The organism is Streptomyces sp. NPDC004721, assembly GCF_053601495.1.
This window is the reverse complement of sequence record NZ_JBSGBZ010000027.1, coordinates 85,092-101,442: the sequence shown is the minus strand read 5'-3', so window position 1 is coordinate 101,442 and position 16,351 is coordinate 85,092. Positions and strand designations below refer to the sequence as shown.

The following is a 16,351-nucleotide window of genomic DNA, read 5'->3' as shown; positions in this document are numbered from 1 at the left end:
CTGTGCGGCCGCTCCCGCCCCCGCCCCCGCGGCCGCCGAAGCGGCCCCCGGGAGCGCAGGACGATGGGCCGCCGCCTCCGCCCAGGCCGCCCCGGTCTCCGAAGAAGTGAGCGCCGGACGGTAGCGAGGCCGTCGTCCGGTGGACACCTGTTGTTCGCTGTCCGTCAGGCGGACCTGAGGGGCAGCGGGCACTGGGTGCCGGATACGGTGGAAGCACCATGAGCGCTTCGCAGACCTCTGCCGATCCCACCCTTCTCGTCAAGATCTTCGGGAAGGACAGGCCGGGCATCACGGCCGGTCTCTTCGACACCCTCGCCGCCTACTCCGTCGACGTGGTCGACATCGAGCAGGTCGTCACCCGTGGCCGGATCGTGCTGTGCGCGCTCGTCACCCAGCCGCCCGCCGCGCTGGAGGGCGACCTGCGGGCCACCGTGCACAGCTGGGCCGAGTCGATGAAGATGCAGGCGGAGATCATCTCCGGCCGCGGCGACAACCGGCCCCGCGGCCTCGGGCGCTCCCTGGTCACTGTTCTCGGCCACCCGCTCACCGCGGAGGCGACCGCCCGGATCGCCGCGCGGATCACCCGGGCCGGCGGCAACATCGACCGTATCTTCCGGCTGGCCAAGTACCCGGTGACGGCGGTGGAGTTCGCGGTGTCCGGCGTGGAGACGGAGCCGCTGCGCACCGCTCTCGTGACGGAGGCCGCGGCACTCGGTGTCGATGTCGCGGTCGTCGGGGCCGGCCTGCACCGGCGGGCCCAGCGCCTGGTCGTCATGGACGTGGACTCCACGCTCATCCAGGACGAGGTGATCGAACTGTTCGCCGGGCACGCCGGCTGCGAGGACAAGGTCGCCGAGGTGACGGCGGCGGCGATGCGCGGCGAGCTGGACTTCGAGCAGTCGCTGCACGCGCGCGTGGCACTGCTGGAGGGGCTGGACGCCTCCGTGGTGGACAAGGTGCGCAGCGAGGTGCGCCTGACGCCGGGCGCGCGCACCCTGATCCGTACGCTCAAGCGGCTCGGTTACCAGGTCGGTGTCGTCTCGGGCGGCTTCACCCAGGTCACGGACGACCTGAAGGAACGGCTCGGGCTGGACTTCGCGCAGGCCAACACCCTGGAGATCGTCGACGGGAAGCTGACCGGCCGGGTCACCGGCGAGATCGTCGACCGGGCGGGCAAGGCGCGGCTGCTGCGCCGGTTCGCCGCCGAGGCGGGCGTTCCGCTGTCGCAGACGGTGGCGATCGGTGACGGCGCGAACGACCTGGACATGCTCAACGCGGCCGGTCTCGGGGTCGCCTTCAACGCCAAGCCGGTGGTGCGGGAGGCGGCGCACACGGCGGTGAACGTGCCGTTCCTCGACACCGTCCTCTACCTGCTCGGGGTCACCCGCGAAGAGGTCGAGGCGGCGGACGCGCACGAGGAGAGCTGAGCGGTCCGCGCCGGCCGCCTCCCGCAGCGCCGTCGGGCTACTCCGACGGCGCCCAGTAGTCGAGCAGTGTGGCCACGCCCGGCTCCAGGGCCTTCCAGGAGCCGTCGAAGGACACCACGGCGAACGCGGCAGCCGGGAACCCACGGCGGTTCATGCGCTCCCGGGCGTCACCCTCGGCCGAGCCGGACAGCACCTCGGCAAGGCCCTGGATGCCCGGGTTGTGGCCGATGAGGATCACGCTCCGCACATCGTCCGGCGTCTCGTTGAGGACGGTGATCAGCTCGCCGGGCGAGGCGTCGTAGACCCGCTCCTCGTAGACGGTCTTCGGCCGATGCGGCAACTCGTGGACGGCGAGCTTCCAGGTCTCGCGGGTTCGGGTCGCGGTCGAGCACAGGGCCAGGTCGACGGGGACACCGGCGTCGGCCAGCTTGCGCCCGGCGACTGCGGCGTCCGTGCGGCCCCGCTCGGCGAGTGGTCGTTCGTGGTCGGCCACCTGCGGCCAGTCGGCTTTCGCATGCCGGAAGAGGACAATCCTGCGGGGTTCTGCGACGCTCATGCGTCCCAGCTTCGCATGAAACAGGCCATGGGGCGCAGGGAGTTGACATGCGCCTTTTCAGGGGCAGCGGGCGGCACGGGCCCGTGCCCCGGGGACGGTGTCCGGGGCGCCTCCGTGGGGCGTCAGCGGGCGAGCAGTTCCCGGGCGTGCCGGAACAGCTGGGTGAGCGCGGGGTCGCCGGCTGCCGCCTGTGCGTCCGCCGGGTTGCGTATCAGGAGGAGCAGCGCGACGAACGCCAGCACCGGCAGGGCCAGGGCCCACCACGGCAGCCGGGAGTCGACGCCGGCGCCCGTGGTCGCCGGGTGGGGCCGGGTGTGCGTACGCGCCGACATGATCGCCTCCGCTGGTCTCCGAGGTCCGCGGACCGCCTCTCGCGGTCACGTCTCGAAGCTACGGAATCCGCGCTCCCCGGCCCATCCGGTGATCCACCCACTTGCCCCTGACCCTCACCCCCTAGGGGATGGGGGGGTTATCCCCACCATCGACCCTGAGGAGCCGGCTCACGGACGCGCGGGCGTCACGGGACGCACGTACGGCGCGGGGGTCACGGCGGGAAGGCGTCACCGCGCGTGGGGAAAGCGACCTCCGCCGCGGCGCGAGGCGGCGGCGGCGGATCGGTCACGGCGCCGCGAGGGTGGCGACGATGGCGATGATCACGAAGATGGCGAAGAACGCGCCGAGGACGAACAGCATCTTCCTCTGGCCGTTCTTGGGGTTCGGGTCGAGCACAGGCTGCATGCGCCCCAGTCTCGCACCCTTCGCCCGGTACGCGGCCCGCGGGGCCGCCTCAGCGCGCCGCCTCGTCCTCCACCGTGCGGTCGCGGCCCGCCACGTAGCCGACCACCATCTGCGGCACCATCAGTCCGGCCATGAGCGCGATGGGCAGCCCCCAGCCGCCGCTGCTCTGGTAGAGCACGCCCACCAGCAGCGGACCCGGGATGGAGATCAGGTAGCCGGTGCTCTGCGCGAACGCGGACAGCTGGGCCACGCCCGGACCGGTCCTGGCCCGCATGCCGACCATCGTGAGCGCGAGCGGGAAGGCGCAGTTGGCGATGCCGAGGAGCAGGGCCCAGGCCCAGGAGCCGGTGGCGGGCGCGAGGTAGAGACCGGCGTAGCCGATCAGGCCGCAGACGCCGAGCACCAGCACGATCGGGCCCTGGTGGGGCAGCCGGGTGGCCAGGCGCGGGATGACGAAGGCCAGCGGCACGCCCATCGCCATGGTGACGGCGAGGAGCAGTCCGGCCTTGCCGGCGGGGACGCCCGCGTCGCGGAAGATCTGCGCCATCCAGCCCATGGTGATGTAGGCGGCGGTGGCCTGGAGTCCGAAGAAGACGGCCAGGGCCCAGGCGGTACGGCTCCGGGTGATGCGCAGCGCCGGGGCCTGCGTCTCCCGCGCGCGGGCCGCTTCCCTGGACGCGGGTCCGGTGTGGGCCGGCGCCTGCGCGGTGGTGCGGGACCGGTCCCGTACCACCGGCAGCCACGGCAGCACCGCCGCCGCGGCGAGCAGGGCCCACACGGAGAGTCCGGACCGCCAGCTGCCGCCGAGCGCCCCGGTCAGCGGCACCGTCACCGCGGCGGCGGTCGAGGTGCCGAGGGCGAGGGCCATCGAGTACAGGCCGGTCATGGTGCCGACCCGGTCGGGGAACCAGCGCTTGACGATGACGGGCATCAGGACGTTGCTGACGGCGATGCCCATGAGGGCCAGCGCGCTGGCCGCGACGAACGCGGCCGTGCTGCCCACGTAGGGCCGTATCACCAGTCCGGCGGCGATGGCGACCATGCCCGAGCACACCACGGCGGCCGGACCGAAGCGGCGGGCCAGCCGGGGTGCCATGACGCCGAAGACGGCGAAGCAGAGCGGGGGCACGGAGGTGAGCACTCCGGCCACGCTGCCGCTCATGCCGAGCCCATGGCGGACCTCCTCCAGGAGCGCGCCGAGGCTGGTGATGGCGGGGCGGAGGTTCAGCGCGGTCAGCACGAGTCCGACGACGACCAGGCGCGTGGTCCACGCGCGCGTGGCGCCGCCACCGGGCGCTCGTCGTCCGTGCGGTTCCGGCTCCGGGATGTCCCGGGAATCGGTGGTCGCAGCCGGGATGCGTTCGGTCGTCTGTGTCGTCGTGCGGGTCGTTTCCTCGCGTGGCATGAGAACCATCATAGAATGATGGGATGATTGGTTGTCGACGCCTCGGGGTCCTGGCCCCGGGTCCCGCGTACGAAGGTGTGCCATGCCACTGAACCATCCGCGCCGGTCGGCGCTGTCCGAACAGGTCATCGCCGCCCTGCGCAGCCAGATCACCACGGGCGAGTGGCCGGTCGGCTCCCGCATCCCGACGGAGCCGGAGCTGGTGGAGCAGCTCGGTGTGGCCCGCAACACGGTCCGCGAGGCGGTCCGGGCGCTGGCCCACAACGGCCTGCTGGACATCCGCCAGGGTTCGGGCACGTACGTCGTGGCGACCAGCGAGCTGGCGGGCGTGATGCACCGCAGGTTCGCCGATGCCGATCCGCGGCACATCGCCGAGTTGCGTTCCGCGCTGGAGTCGGCCGCGGCCGGGCTGGCCGCGGAGCGGCGCACCGAGAAGGACCTCAAGCAGCTCCACGCGCAGTTCCTGCGTCGCGAGCAGGCCTGGGAGTCCGGTGACACGGAGGCGTTCGTGACCGCGGACGCCACGTTCCACCTGGCGGTGGTGGCCGCGTCCCACAACGACGTCATGACGGCGACGTACGCGGATCTGGGCGAGGTGCTGCGGGACTGGCTGCGCGCGGACGTCGGCGCGGAACTGACGCCGGACACGTACATGGACCACACGCGGCTGCTCGACGCGATCCGCGCGGGCGACGCCGAGACGGCCGCCGCCGAGGCCGCGAGCTACGCGCTGCTGTGCCGTACGGGCCGGATCGCTTCGCCCGCCGGCAGGTGACCCGGACCTAGTGCTGCGACCGGTCGTCCGGACGGCCCGCGCGGGCCCCGCGGTCACCGGGGAGCCGTCGCCGTCGGGGTCCCACCACCGGTCGCACTCGATGTGCGGGCAGACGCGGCCGGCCCCGGATTACGGGTTGAGCCGGAGACGGAGATGGTGGCGCGGCAGCCGGTGCCGGACGGCTCCGGCGCGGGCGGACCGGCACGCGCACGCGTGCGCGTGCGCGGCGTCGCCCCGAACGACAGCGGCGGCCCGTACGGCGGCAGCGGCAGCGGCAGCGGCAGCGGCAGCGGCAGCGCGAGAACGACGGCCACGGTCGGCAGCTGCACTGCGGACGCGGGAACGGCGGAGGGCCCGCACCCCGGGGTGCGGGCCCTCGAACGTCGCCGAAGCTCAGCGGCGCGGCGTCACGCGCCGATGGCGTGCAGACCGCCGTCGACGTGGATGATCTCGCCGGTGGTCTTCGGGAACCAGTCGCTCAACAGGGCCACGATGCCCCGGCCGGCCGGCTCGGGGTCCTTCAGGTCCCACTCCAGCGGGGAGCGGGTGTCCCACACCGAGGCCAGGTCGCTGAAGCCCGGGATGGACTTGGCGGCCATGGAGCCGAGCGGGCCCGCCGAGACGAGGTTGCAGCGGATGTTCTGCTTGCCCAGGTCGCGCGCCATGTAGCGGCTGGTCGCCTCCAGGGCGGCCTTGGCCGGGCCCATCCAGTCGTACTGCGGCCAGGCGTACTGGGCGTCGAAGGTGAGGCCGACGACCGAGCCGCCGTTCTGCATCAGCGGCAGGCAGGCCATGGTCAGCGACTTCAGCGAGAACGCCGAGACGTGCATGGCCGTGGCGACCGACTCGAACGGCGTGTTGAGGAAGTTGCCGCCGAGCGCGTCCTGCGGCGCGAAGCCGATGGAGTGGACGACGCCGTCCAGGCCGCCGAGCTCCTCGCCGACGACGTCGGCCAGACGGCCCAGGTGCTCGTCGTTGGTGACGTCGAGCTCGATGACCTTGGTCGGCTTCGGGAGCTTCTTGGCGATGCGCTCGGTCAGCGTGGGCCGCGGGAACGCGGTCAGGATGATCTCGGCGCCCTGCTCCTGGGCCAGCTTGGCGGTGTGGAAGGCGATGGAGGACTCCGTCAGCACACCCGTGATCAGGATGCGCTTGCCCTCGAGGATTCCGCTCATGGTGATCAGTGACCCATTCCCAGTCCGCCGTCAACGGGAATGACGGCTCCAGTGATGTACGAGGCGTCGTCCGAGGCGAGGAAACGCACTGCGGCGGCGATCTCCTCCGGCTGCGCGTAACGGCCGAGCGGCACCTGCCCCATGATGTTCTCGCGCTGCTCGTCGGAGAGCGCCCGGGTCATGTCGGTGTCCACAAAACCGGGGGCGACGACGTTGAAGGTGATGTTGCGCGAGCCCAGCTCACGGGCGAGGGACCGCGCGAAGCCGACCAGGCCGGCCTTGGAGGCGGCGTAGTTGGCCTGGCCCGCCGAGCCGAGCAGACCGACCACCGAGGAGATCAGGACGACACGGCCCTTCTTGGCGCGCAGCATGCCGCGGTTGGCCCGCTTGACGACGCGGAAGGTGCCGGTGAGGTTGGTCTCGAGGACCGAGGTGAAGTCCTCCTCGGACATGCGCATCAGGAGCTGGTCCTTGGTGACGCCGGCGTTGGCGACGAGGACCTCGACGGGGCCGTGCTCGGCCTCGATCTCCTTGTAGGCCTGCTCCACCTGCTCGGGGTCGGTGATGTCGCACCTGACGGCGAGGCAGCCCATTTCCTTGAGGGCGGCCGGCGGCTCCCCCGAACGGTAGGTGATGGCGACCTTGTCGCCGGCGTCGGCGAACGCACGGGCGATGGCGAGGCCGATCCCCCGGTTGCCTCCGGTGACGAGAACCGAGCGGCTCAACGGATCACCCTTTCGATAGCGGTCTGAAGCATTCCGACAACCCGCCCGAACACCTCGATGACAGGCGGCTTCACCGAAAACCTATCGGTCCGGCCACGCCAGCGGGCAATCGGGCACCGACAGTGGCTCTCCCCGGCTCCTGTCGGGTTCCTACAGTCGGAAGGACCTGGTCAGTCCCCCGTGCCGGGACGTTCGCCGAAAGGTCCGCCCGTCCCCCTGTCGCTTACTCGGAGGAACACGACGCGTGCGACGTGATTCACTGCCCGCGACGGCCATCACAGGAGAGCGCCTCGAAGGGAAGCCCGCCCGTGCCCCACGAAGTCGATCAGTCGTTCCTCGCCCTGCCCCTACGGCCCCTCGCGGACGCCGCCCTGGCACGCGCGCGTTCATTGGGGGCCGAGCACGCGGACTTCCGGTTCGAGCGGGTGCGTGGTGCGTCCTGGCGGCTCAGGGACGCCCGGCTCGCCGGGTCGTCGGACAGCACCGACCTGGGATACGCGGTGCGTGTCGTGCACGGCGGGACCTGGGGGTTCGCCTCGGGGGTGGACCTGACGCCGGACGCGGCCGCCAAGGTCGCCTCGCAGGCGGTCGCGATGGCCAAGCTGTCGGCGCAGGTCATCAAGGCCGCGGGGTCCGACGAGTACGTGAAGCTGGCGGCCGAGCCTGTGCACGCCGAGAAGACCTGGGTGTCCGCGTACGGGATCGACCCCTTCACCGTGCCCGACGAGGAGAAGGCGGGGCTGCTGGCCGAGTGGAGCGCGCGGCTGCTCGCCGCCGACGGCGTCGACCATGTCGACGCCTCGCTGCTGACCGTGCACGAGAACAAGTTCTACGCCGACACCGCCGGGACCGTGACCACGCAGCAGCGGGTGCGGCTGCATCCGCAGCTGACCGCCGTGTCGGTGGACGACTCCAGCGGCGAGTTCGACTCGATGCGCACCCTCGCCCCGCCCGTCGGGCGGGGCTGGGAGTACCTCACCGGCACCGGCTGGGACTGGGAGGGCGAGCTGGAGCGGATTCCCGGGCTGCTCGCCGAGAAGATGCGCGCGCCGAGCGTCGAGGCGGGTCTCTACGACCTGGTCGTCGACCCCTCCAACCTGTGGCTGACCATCCACGAGTCCATCGGCCACGCCACCGAGCTGGACCGGGCCCTCGGCTACGAGGCCGCCTACGCCGGCACCTCCTTCGCCACCTTCGACCAGTTGGGCAAGCTGAAGTACGGCTCCGAGCTGATGAACGTCACCGGCGATCGCACCGCCGAGCACGGCCTGGCCACCGTCGGCTACGACGACGAGGGCGTCGAGGCGCAGTCCTGGGACCTGGTCAGGGACGGCACGCTGGTCGGCTACCAGCTGGACCGCAGGATCGCGCAGCTGACCGGGTTCGAGCGGTCCAACGGATGCGCCTTCGCCGACTCCCCCGGCCATGTGCCCGTGCAGCGGATGGCGAACGTGTCGCTCCAGCCCGACCCGGCCGGGCTGTCGACCGAGGATCTCATCGGGAGCGTCGACCGCGGGATCTACGTCGTCGGGGACCGGTCCTGGTCGATCGACATGCAGCGCTACAACTTCCAGTTCACGGGTCAGCGGGCGTACCGGATCCGCAACGGCCGTCTCGACGGGCAGGTCCGGGACTTCGCCTACCAGGGGATCACGCCCCAGTTCTGGGGCTCCATGGCGGCCGTGGGCGGACCGCAGACGTATGTCCTGGGCGGCGCCTTCAACTGCGGCAAGGCCCAGCCGGGCCAGATCGCGGCGGTCTCGCACGGCTGCCCGTCGGCCCTCTTCAAGGGCGTCAGCATTCTGAACACCACGCAGGAGGCCGGTCGATGAGCGTCGGTTTCGGAACCGGCCGGGGGTCCGGGGGTTGTCCCCCGGAAAAGCACAGCCTGAACACCACGCAGGAGGCCGGACGATGAGCGTCGGTTTCGGAACCGGCCGGGGGTCCGGGGGTTGTCCCCCGGAAAAGCACAGCCTGAACACGACGCAGGAGGCCGGTCGATGAGCCCGCGTACCAGCAAGCCGCACGAGATCGTCGAGCGCGCCCTCGCACTGTCCCGGGCCGACGGGTGCGTCGTGATCGCCGACGAGCAGTCCACCGCCAATCTGCGCTGGGCGGGCAACGCGCTGACCACGAACGGTGTCACGCGCGGGCGCACCCTCACCGTGATCGCGACCGTCGACGGCCGGGAAGGCACCGCCTCGGGCGTGGTGTCGCGGGCCGCCGTGACCGAGGACGAGCTGGAGCCGCTGGTGCGGGCCGCGGAGGCCGCCGCGCGCGGGGCGGGGCCCGCTGAGGACGCCCAGCCGCTGGTCACGGACGTACCGCAGTCCCCGGACTTCACCGACGCGCCCGCCGAGACCTCCTCGGCGGTGTTCGCGGACTTCGCCCCCGCGCTCGGCGAGTCGTTCGCACGCGCACGTGCCGGTGGCCGCGAACTGTACGGCTTCGCCAACCACGAGCTGGTGTCGACCTACCTGGGTACGTCGACGGGCCTGCGGCTGCGCCACGACCAGCCGGCCGGGACGCTGGAGCTGAACGCCAAGTCCCCGGACCGCACCCGCTCGGCGTGGGCCGGGCGGTCCACGCGGGACTTCAAGGACGTGGACCCGGCGGCGCTGGACGCGGAGCTGGCCGTACGGCTCGGCTGGGCGGAGCGCCGGATCGAGCTGCCCGCCGGGCGGTACGAGACGCTGCTGCCGCCGACCGCGGTCGCCGATCTGCTGATCTACCAGATCTGGTCGTCCTCGGGCCGGGACGCCGCCGAGGGGCGCACGGTGTTCTCCAAGCCGGGCGGCGGCACCCGGGTCGGCGAGAAGCTGACCGAGCTTCCCCTGACGCTGCGCAGCGATCCGGACGAGCCGGGCCTGGAGTGCGCGCCGTTCGTGGTCGCGCACTCCTCCGGGGACGACCGGTCGGTGTTCGACAACGGGCTGCCCGTGCACGCCACCGAGTGGATCGGCAGCGGCGAGCTGCGGCATCTGCTGACCACCCGGCACAGCGCCGGCCTGACCGGTCTGCCGCTCGCCCCGTCGGCCGGCAACCTCGTCCTCGACGGCGGCACCGACCGCTCGCTCCAGGAGATGGTCGCCGGCACCGAGCGCGGGCTGCTGCTCACCTGCCTGTGGTACATCCGCGAGGTGGACCCCGCGACGCTGCTGCTCACGGGCCTGACCCGGGACGGCGTGTACCTCGTGGAGAACGGCGAGGTGACCGGTGAGGTCAACAACTTCCGGTTCAACGAGTCGCCGGTGGACGTGCTGGGACGGGCGACCGAGGCCGGGCGGACCGAGAAGACGCTGCCCAGGGAGTGGAGCGACTACTTCACCCGGGCCGCGATGCCGGCGCTGCGCGTCCCGGAATTCAACATGAGCTCTGTCAGCCAGGGCGTATAACCTCGTAGTCGGCTGTCACCCGACTGCCGGTAGAGCACTGAGCATCACCTAGGAGACACGAGAACCGTGACGGACATCGTCGACGAGCTGAAGTGGCGTGGGCTGTTCGCCCTGTCCACCGACGAGGACGCTTTGCGCAAGGCGCTCGCGGACGGTCCCGTCACGTTCTATTGCGGCTTCGACCCGACGGCACCGTCACTGCACGTGGGACACCTGGTGCAGGTGCTCACCGTGCGCCGGCTCCAGCAGGCCGGGCACCGGCCGCTGGCGCTGGTCGGCGGGGCCACGGGCCTGATCGGCGACCCCCGCCCGACCGCCGAGCGCACGCTGAACGACCCGGAGACGGTGGCCGGCTGGGTGGACCGGCTGCGCGGCCAGATCGAGCCGTTCCTGTCCTTCGAGGGCGAGAACGCCGCCGTGATGGTGAACAACCTCGACTGGACGCAGGGCCTGTCCGCGATCGAGTTCCTGCGGGACATCGGCAAGCACTTCCGGGTCAACAAGATGCTGACGAAGGACTCCGTCGCCCGCCGTCTGGAGTCCGACCAGGGCATCAGCTACACCGAGTTCAGCTACCAGATCCTCCAGGGCATGGACTTCCTCCAGCTCTACCGGAGGTACGGCTGCGCGCTCCAGCAGGGCGGCAGCGACCAGTGGGGCAACCTCACGGCCGGCCTCGACCTGATCCACCGGCTTGAGCCGGACGCGGCGGTGCACGCGCTCGCGACGCCGCTGATGACGAAGGCGGACGGCACCAAGTTCGGCAAGACCGAGGGCGGCGCGGTCTGGCTCGACGCGGAGATGACGACGCCGTACGCGTTCTACCAGTTCTGGCTGAACGTGGACGACCGGGACATCTCCCGCTACATGCGCATCCTGTCCTTCAAGTCCCGCGAGGAGTTGGAGGAGCTGGAGCGGCAGACCGAGGAGCGTCCGCAGGCCCGGGCCGCGCAGCGCGCGCTGGCCGAGGAGCTGACGACGCTGGTGCACGGCGCCGAGCAGACGGCCGCCGTGATCGCCGCGTCCAAGGCGCTGTTCGGCCAGGGCGAGCTGACCGGGCTGGACGAGGGGACCCTGGCGGCGGCGCTGTCGGAGGTGCCGCGCGCCGAGGTCACCGAGCTGGGCCCGGTGGTCGACCTGTTCGCCGAGGTCGGCCTGGTGCCCAGCAAGTCGGCCGCGCGCCGCACGGTGAAGGAGGGCGGCGCCTACGTGAACAACGTCAAGGTCACCGCCGAGGACGCGGTCCCCGCCGCGGAGGACCTGCTGCACGGCCGCTGGCTGGTGCTGCGCCGGGGCAAGAAGAACCTGGCGGCGGTCGAGGTCACGAGCGGCTGAGCCCGGACGTACGACCAGGCACGAAGGGGGCGGCCCACCCGGGATTCCGGGTGGGCCGCCCCCTTCGGCCTGTGCGCCCGCGCTATGCCCGCTGGGCGTCCTGCCGCTTCTTGTTGCCCCACAGCGCCATGTACGCCATGTCGCCGACGAAGACGATGATGATCGCGGCCACGAGCTGGAAGAAGTGCCTGCTCCAGTCGACGCCGCGGGTCGAGGCGACACCGGCCGCGCGGGCCACCGCGTTGCCGACGATCGCGCCGAGCATGCCGAAGATCGTGGTCAGCCAGATGGGGCTGTGCTGCTTGCCCGGGATGATGGCCTTCGCGATGAGCCCCAGCACGAAACCCACGATGATCGCCCACAACCAGCCCATGGCTGCCTCCTCGTCCGGCTCTATGTGAGCATTACGCCCAGTGTCGGGGCGGCTTCGGTGGGTCGCACGTCGGGTACGGCCGCCGGAAGGCCCCCGGGCGGCCCACGGGACGGAGCCGGCGCCGTTCGTGCAGGCAGAACGGCGGCCCCGGCCTCGTAGGCGCTGGGAACGCGGCGTAACGTGGAGGTCGGCGGGTCGTTGTCCCGACCGGTCACGGACCGGACGGGGGCCGGGGAGTTGTCCGATACGGACGAATGGTGGACGGGTGATGCGGAAACAGCACGGCGAGGGCAACGCCCAGGTGTTCCGGATCACGGGAGCCCGGACGGGCCTTCAGGAGGATGTGCGCGGCCGGCAGCGCCGGTACGTCATCTCGATGTCGATCCGTACGGCGTCGGTGATCCTCGCGGTGGCGCTGTGGAACGTCGAGCGGTATGTGGCGATCGTGGCGCTGGTGCTCGGGGCGGTGCTCCCCTACATCTCCGTGGTGATCGCGAACGCGGGGCGGGAGGGCGCGCCCAAACTGCCGTCGACGTTCGTCACCATGCCGTCGAAGCCGATGATCACGCCGCCGCGGAGCGACGACGGTTTCACGCGGTCCGCCACGGACGACACCGCGGGCGACACCGCGGCCGGAACGGCGCGCGAGCCGCGTGACAGCGCCTGACCTGGCCCGTCGGCGCGGCCGGACGGTGGCGTTCCGGGAAGCTCAAGAAATGCTCAGATCAATCATGTTGTTCCGGTGCCGGGCGGCGGGTTACGCGTGACATACTTCGTACGCGCTCCGCATCCCCCGTCGGAGCGACAGACCGACGCCGGGCAGCTCCCCCCGTGGCTGCTCGGCGTCGCCTTGTGTGCAGTGGTTGTGAGACGAACCCGTGACTGACGAAACCCCGATCTGCTCCGCCAAGGGCTGCCGTGCCGCCGCCGTGTGGGTGCTGGCCTGGAACAATCCGAAGATCCACACACCGGAGCGCCGCAAGACGTGGCTGGCGTGCGAGGAGCACCGGGAGCACCTGTCCCAGTTCCTCGGTGTGCGGGGCTTTCTGAAGGACGTGGTTCCCTTCAGCGAGTGGGAAGCGCCGGACAACAGCGCACACGGCGGCGCCTAGTGCTGCGACCGGAAAGGGTCACCGGCTCGCGACGCCCGGCACGGCGCTAGCCGCCGATCGCCGACATCGGCCGCTGCGGCTGGACGAACGACGGGTCGTCCAGGCCCGCTCCCGCCTTCTTGCCCCACATCGCCACCCGCCATATGCGGGCGATCTCCTCGTCGGGGGCGCCGGAGCGCAGGGCGGCGCGCAGGTCGGTCTCCTCGGTGGCGAACAGGCAGGTGCGGATCTGGCCGTCGGCCGTGAGCCGGGTGCGGTCGCAGGCCGCGCAGAACGGGCGGGTGACGGAGGCGATCACGCCGACGCGGTGCGGGCCGCCGTCCACGATCCAGCGCTCGGCCGGGGCCGAGCCGCGCTCCCCGTCGCCCTCGGGGGTCAGCTCGAAGCGGGTGCCCAGCGAGGTCAGGATCTCGGCCGCGGTCACCATGCCCTCGCGCTTCCAGCCGTGCTGGGCGTCCAGGGGCATCTGCTCGATGAAGCGGAGCTCGTAGTCGTGCTCCACCGCCCAGGCCAGCAGGTCCGGGGCCTCGTCCGCGTTCAGGTCGCGCATCAGGACGGTGTTGACCTTCACCGGGGTCAGGCCGGCCTCGCGGGCGGCTTCGAGGCCCTCGATGACGTCCTTGTGCCGGTCCCGGCGGGTGAGCGCCTTGAAGACGTCCGGGCGCAGGGTGTCCAGGGAGACGTTGACCCGGTCCAGGCCGGCGGCCCTCAGGGCGGTCGCGGTGCGCTTCAGTCCGATGCCGTTGGTGGTGAGGGACGTCTGCGGGCGGGGGTCCAGCGCCGCGACCCGCTCGACGATGCCGACCAGGCCGGGTCGCAGCATGGGCTCGCCGCCGGTGAAGCGGACCTCCCTGATGCCGAGGGAGGTGACGGCGATGTCGATCAGGCGGACGATCTCGTCGTCGGTGAGCAGGGTCGGCTTGGCCAGCCACTGCAGCCCTTCCTCGGGCATGCAGTACGTACAGCGCAGGTTGCACCGGTCGGTCAGCGAGACTCTCAGGTCGGTGGCCACCCGGCCGTAGGTGTCGATGAGCATGCGGCCCCCTCCCTCGTCTCGGATCCATGTGGCGCACCACTCGAAGTTGTCGTCATCTGCGAGCCTACGTGACACCACTGACAACGACAGCGCCGGAAGTCACGAGATACGGCGCGGCCGCGTCGTAGGGATCTACGATCCCCGCGACGCGGCCGCTTTGGACGGGTGGGCGTTCAGTGCGCTCCGGTGCCCGTCATGGAGCGCACCTCCAGTTCGGCGTACTTGGCGTCGTCCGGGGTCTCCTTGGACAGGAGGGTGCCCACGACGCCGAGCAGGAAGCCGACCGGGATCGAGATGAGGCCGGGGTTCTCCAGCGGGAACCAGTGGAAGTCGACGTCGGGGAACATCGACGTCGGCTTGCCCGAGACCACCGGCGAGAACAGCACCAGGCCGACCGCGGTGACCAGACCGCCGTAGATCGACCACAGGGCGCCGGAGGTGGTGAACCGCTTCCAGAACAGGCTGTAGAGGATCGTGGGCAGGTTGGCGGAGGCGGCGACGGCGAAGGCGAGCGCGACCAGTCCTGCGACGTTCAGGTCGCGGGCGAGGGCGCCCAGGACGATCGAGACCGCGCCGATGCCGACGGTCGCCCAGCGGGCCGCGTTCACCTCCTGCTTCTCGGTGGCGGTGCCCTTCTTGATGACGTTGGCGTAGATGTCGTGGGCGAAGGAGGAGGACGAGGCCAGGGTCAGGCCGGCGACGACGGCCAGGATCGTGGCGAAGGCGACGGCGGAGATGGAGGCCAGCAGGATGGCGCCCCAGTTGGAGTCGACTCCGCCCAGGTGCAGGGCGAGTAGTGGCGCCGCGGTGTTGCCCGCCTTGTTGGAGGCGATGATCTCGTCGGACTTGATGAGCGCGGCGGCGCCGAAGCCGAGCGCGAGGGTCATCAGGTAGAAGGCGCCGATCAGGCCGATCGCCCAGATCACGGACTTGCGGGCGGCCTTGGCCGTGGGAACGGTGTAGAAGCGGATCAGGATGTGCGGCAGACCGGCGGTGCCGAGGACCAGGGCGATGCCGAGCGAGAGGAAGTCCAACTTGGTGGTGCCCGTGGCGCCGTACTTCAGTCCGGGCTCCAGGAAGGCGCTGCCCTTGCCGCTGTTGGCGGCGGCCTTGCCGAGCAGGTCGGAGATGTTGAAGTTGAACTTCAGCATGACCAGGAAGGTGAGCAGCACGGCGCCGGCGATGAGCAGCACGGCCTTGACCATCTGCACCCAGGTGGTGCCCTTCATGCCGCCGATGGTGACGTACACGATCATCAGCACGCCGACCAGCGCGACGATGGCGATCTTGCCTCCGTCGCTGGTGATGCCGAGCAGCAGCGAGACGAGGACGCCGGCGCCGGCCATCTGGGCCAGCAGGTAGAAGATCGACACCACGATGGTGGAGGTGCCGGCCGCGGTGCGGACCGGGCGCTGGCGCATCCGGTAGGCCAGTACGTCGCCCATGGTGTACCGGCCGGAGTTGCGCAGTGGTTCGGCGACCAGGAGCAGGGCGACCAGCCAGGCGACGAGGAAGCCGATGGAGTACAGGAAGCCGTCGTAGCCGAACAGCGCGATGGCGCCGGCGATGCCGAGGAAGGACGCGGCGGACATGTAGTCGCCGGAGACCGCGAGGCCGTTCTGGAAGCCGGTGAACTGCCGTCCGCCGGCGTAGAAGTCGGCGGCGTCCTTGGTCTGCCGGCCGGCCCAGACGGTGATGACGAGGGTCGCGAGGACGAACACCGCGAACAGGGTGATGATCAGCGGCCGGTGCCGGCTCGCCTCACCGGCCGCGAGGGTCAGCGTGGGTGCGATCGCGGGGCTCATTCGGTGCCCTCCATCCGGGACTTGATGGCCTCGGCCTTGGGGTCGAGCTTGACGGCGGCGTGCCGCGCGTACCACCAGGCGATGAGGAACGTGGTGAGGAACTGGGCGAGGCCCAGGACGAGGGCGACGTTGATGTTGCCGAACAGCTTGGTGCCCATGAAGCCGCCCGCGTAGTTGGAGAGCAGCACGTACAGCAGGTACCAGGCGATGAAGGCGACGGTCAGCGGGAAGGCGAAGGATCGGTAGGAACGGCGCAGTTCACCGAACTCCGCGCTGTCCCGCACCGCGAGGAACTCCTCGGTGGTCGGGAGTGGGGCCTGGGTCTTCGAGGGTGGCGGTGTCTCGGTGGCCACTTCGGTCTCCTCGCGTGTCGGATGCGGTTGGGACAGGGGCCCGATCGTGCTCGGGTGCCTCGCCCAAGGTCCACGGCGCCACGCGGTGACCGGTTCAAGTCCCGTTGGTTGTTTCGCAACCGGTCTGAACAAGTCATTGCT

The 16,351-nt window shown here is 71.1% G+C and carries 17 protein-coding genes; 7 read left to right on the top strand and 10 right to left on the bottom strand.

The window, feature by feature from the left end; translation table 11 throughout:
• Positions 1 to 218: 218 nt before the first annotated feature.
• Positions 219 to 1,427 carry a phosphoserine phosphatase SerB gene (gene serB / locus ACWEK3_RS24580; protein WP_450547202.1) on the top strand — a complete coding sequence of 403 codons (1,209 nt, stop codon included), beginning with the start codon at positions 219 to 221 and terminating at the stop codon, positions 1,425 to 1,427.
• A 37-nt stretch (positions 1,428 to 1,464) separates the two neighbouring features.
• Here the strand turns inward: serB and ACWEK3_RS24575 are convergent, their stop codons facing one another.
• The 4 genes from ACWEK3_RS24575 to ACWEK3_RS24560 form a co-directional block, all read right to left on the bottom strand.
• Positions 1,465 to 1,983, bottom strand: coding sequence for a SixA phosphatase family protein (locus ACWEK3_RS24575; protein ID WP_361425025.1), 519 nt, complete (start codon positions 1,981 to 1,983; stop codon positions 1,465 to 1,467).
• A gap of 122 nt (positions 1,984 to 2,105) precedes the next feature.
• Positions 2,106 to 2,315 carry a hypothetical protein gene (locus ACWEK3_RS24570; RefSeq protein WP_361425022.1) on the bottom strand — a complete coding sequence of 70 codons (210 nt, stop codon included), beginning with the start codon at positions 2,313 to 2,315 and terminating at the stop codon, positions 2,106 to 2,108.
• Positions 2,316 to 2,601: 286 nt separating this feature from the next.
• Complete coding sequence (locus ACWEK3_RS24565; protein WP_376402597.1) at positions 2,602 to 2,721, bottom strand: SGM_5486 family transporter-associated protein; 120 nt, start codon at positions 2,719 to 2,721, stop codon at positions 2,602 to 2,604.
• Between the two features lie 49 nt (positions 2,722 to 2,770).
• Positions 2,771 to 4,126, bottom strand: coding sequence for a CynX/NimT family MFS transporter (locus ACWEK3_RS24560; protein WP_453250604.1), 1,356 nt, complete (start codon positions 4,124 to 4,126; stop codon positions 2,771 to 2,773).
• An 82-nt stretch (positions 4,127 to 4,208) separates the two neighbouring features.
• Here ACWEK3_RS24560 and ACWEK3_RS24555 point away from each other — a divergent pair, with 82 nt between their 5' ends.
• Complete coding sequence (locus ACWEK3_RS24555; protein ID WP_450547199.1) at positions 4,209 to 4,901, top strand: FadR/GntR family transcriptional regulator; 693 nt, start codon at positions 4,209 to 4,211, stop codon at positions 4,899 to 4,901.
• A 407-nt stretch (positions 4,902 to 5,308) separates the two neighbouring features.
• Here the strand turns inward: ACWEK3_RS24555 and fabI are convergent, their stop codons facing one another.
• On the bottom strand, positions 5,309 to 6,076 hold the full coding sequence (gene fabI / locus ACWEK3_RS24550) for an enoyl-ACP reductase FabI (protein ID WP_390874158.1): 768 nt from the start codon (positions 6,074 to 6,076) through the stop codon (positions 5,309 to 5,311).
• Between the two features lie 5 nt (positions 6,077 to 6,081).
• Positions 6,082 to 6,801, bottom strand: a complete 720-nt coding sequence (gene fabG, locus ACWEK3_RS24545; RefSeq protein ID WP_361425004.1) for a 3-oxoacyl-[acyl-carrier-protein] reductase — start codon at positions 6,799 to 6,801, stop codon at positions 6,082 to 6,084.
• A gap of 308 nt (positions 6,802 to 7,109) precedes the next feature.
• Between fabG and ACWEK3_RS24540 the strand changes: the two genes are divergently transcribed.
• From ACWEK3_RS24540 to tyrS, 3 genes are all read left to right on the top strand, one after another.
• Entirely contained in the window at positions 7,110 to 8,633 is a 1,524-nt protein-coding gene (locus ACWEK3_RS24540) for a TldD/PmbA family protein (protein WP_450547744.1), read from the top strand.
• Between the two features lie 168 nt (positions 8,634 to 8,801).
• A complete protein-coding gene (locus tag ACWEK3_RS24535; RefSeq protein ID WP_450545954.1) occupies positions 8,802 to 10,196 on the top strand; it encodes a metallopeptidase TldD-related protein in 1,395 nt (464 codons plus the stop codon).
• Between the two features lie 66 nt (positions 10,197 to 10,262).
• Positions 10,263 to 11,531 (top strand): tyrosine--tRNA ligase, encoded by a 1,269-nt coding sequence (tyrS, locus tag ACWEK3_RS24530; RefSeq protein WP_450545952.1) that lies wholly within the window; start codon positions 10,263 to 10,265, stop codon positions 11,529 to 11,531.
• 82 nt (positions 11,532 to 11,613) lie between these two features.
• Here tyrS and ACWEK3_RS24525 read toward each other — a convergent pair whose 3' ends face one another.
• Entirely contained in the window at positions 11,614 to 11,904 is a 291-nt protein-coding gene (locus ACWEK3_RS24525) for a GlsB/YeaQ/YmgE family stress response membrane protein (RefSeq protein WP_376607031.1), read from the bottom strand.
• Positions 11,905 to 12,172: 268 nt separating this feature from the next.
• On the opposite strand from ACWEK3_RS24525, the gene ACWEK3_RS24520 reads away from it, so the two are divergent.
• Positions 12,173 to 12,571 carry a DUF3099 domain-containing protein gene (locus tag ACWEK3_RS24520; RefSeq protein ID WP_450545950.1) on the top strand — a complete coding sequence of 133 codons (399 nt, stop codon included), beginning with the start codon at positions 12,173 to 12,175 and terminating at the stop codon, positions 12,569 to 12,571.
• 211 nt (positions 12,572 to 12,782) lie between these two features.
• Positions 12,783 to 13,016 (top strand): hypothetical protein, encoded by a 234-nt coding sequence (locus tag ACWEK3_RS24515; RefSeq protein ID WP_365431979.1) that lies wholly within the window; start codon positions 12,783 to 12,785, stop codon positions 13,014 to 13,016.
• Between the two features lie 46 nt (positions 13,017 to 13,062).
• Here ACWEK3_RS24515 and moaA read toward each other — a convergent pair whose 3' ends face one another.
• From moaA to ACWEK3_RS24500, 3 genes are all read right to left on the bottom strand, one after another.
• Entirely contained in the window at positions 13,063 to 14,052 is a 990-nt protein-coding gene (gene moaA / locus ACWEK3_RS24510) for a GTP 3',8-cyclase MoaA (protein WP_361424987.1), read from the bottom strand.
• A 173-nt stretch (positions 14,053 to 14,225) separates the two neighbouring features.
• Positions 14,226 to 15,857 carry a solute symporter family protein gene (locus tag ACWEK3_RS24505; RefSeq protein ID WP_361411204.1) on the bottom strand — a complete coding sequence of 544 codons (1,632 nt, stop codon included), beginning with the start codon at positions 15,855 to 15,857 and terminating at the stop codon, positions 14,226 to 14,228.
• Positions 15,854 to 16,210: a DUF485 domain-containing protein gene (locus ACWEK3_RS24500; protein WP_450545945.1), complete on the bottom strand. Its 357-nt coding sequence runs from the start codon at positions 16,208 to 16,210 to the stop codon at positions 15,854 to 15,856. Before ACWEK3_RS24500 ends, ACWEK3_RS24505 begins: the two co-directional genes overlap by 4 nt.
• Positions 16,211 to 16,351: the final 141 nt, after the last annotated feature.

Excerpts from the sequence above, each read along its gene's own strand:
- serB (WP_450547202.1), top strand. The coding sequence starts at position 219 with ATGAGCGCTTCGCAGACCTCTGCCGATCCCACCCTTCTCGTCAAGATC.
- ACWEK3_RS24575 (WP_361425025.1), bottom strand. The coding sequence starts at position 1,983 with ATGAGCGTCGCAGAACCCCGCAGGATTGTCCTCTTCCGGCATGCGAAA.
- ACWEK3_RS24570 (WP_361425022.1), bottom strand. The coding sequence starts at position 2,315 with ATGTCGGCGCGTACGCACACCCGGCCCCACCCGGCGACCACGGGCGCC.
- ACWEK3_RS24565 (WP_376402597.1), bottom strand. The coding sequence starts at position 2,721 with ATGCAGCCTGTGCTCGACCCGAACCCCAAGAACGGCCAGAGGAAGATG.
- ACWEK3_RS24560 (WP_453250604.1), bottom strand. The coding sequence starts at position 4,126 with ATGCCACGCGAGGAAACGACCCGCACGACGACACAGACGACCGAACGC.
- ACWEK3_RS24555 (WP_450547199.1), top strand. The coding sequence starts at position 4,209 with ATGCCACTGAACCATCCGCGCCGGTCGGCGCTGTCCGAACAGGTCATC.
- fabI (WP_390874158.1), bottom strand. The coding sequence starts at position 6,076 with ATGAGCGGAATCCTCGAGGGCAAGCGCATCCTGATCACGGGTGTGCTG.
- ACWEK3_RS24535 (WP_450545954.1), top strand. The coding sequence starts at position 8,802 with ATGAGCCCGCGTACCAGCAAGCCGCACGAGATCGTCGAGCGCGCCCTC.
- ACWEK3_RS24525 (WP_376607031.1), bottom strand. The coding sequence starts at position 11,904 with ATGGGCTGGTTGTGGGCGATCATCGTGGGTTTCGTGCTGGGGCTCATC.
- ACWEK3_RS24520 (WP_450545950.1), top strand. The coding sequence starts at position 12,173 with ATGCGGAAACAGCACGGCGAGGGCAACGCCCAGGTGTTCCGGATCACG.
- moaA (WP_361424987.1), bottom strand. The coding sequence starts at position 14,052 with ATGCTCATCGACACCTACGGCCGGGTGGCCACCGACCTGAGAGTCTCG.
- ACWEK3_RS24505 (WP_361411204.1), bottom strand. The coding sequence starts at position 15,857 with ATGAGCCCCGCGATCGCACCCACGCTGACCCTCGCGGCCGGTGAGGCG.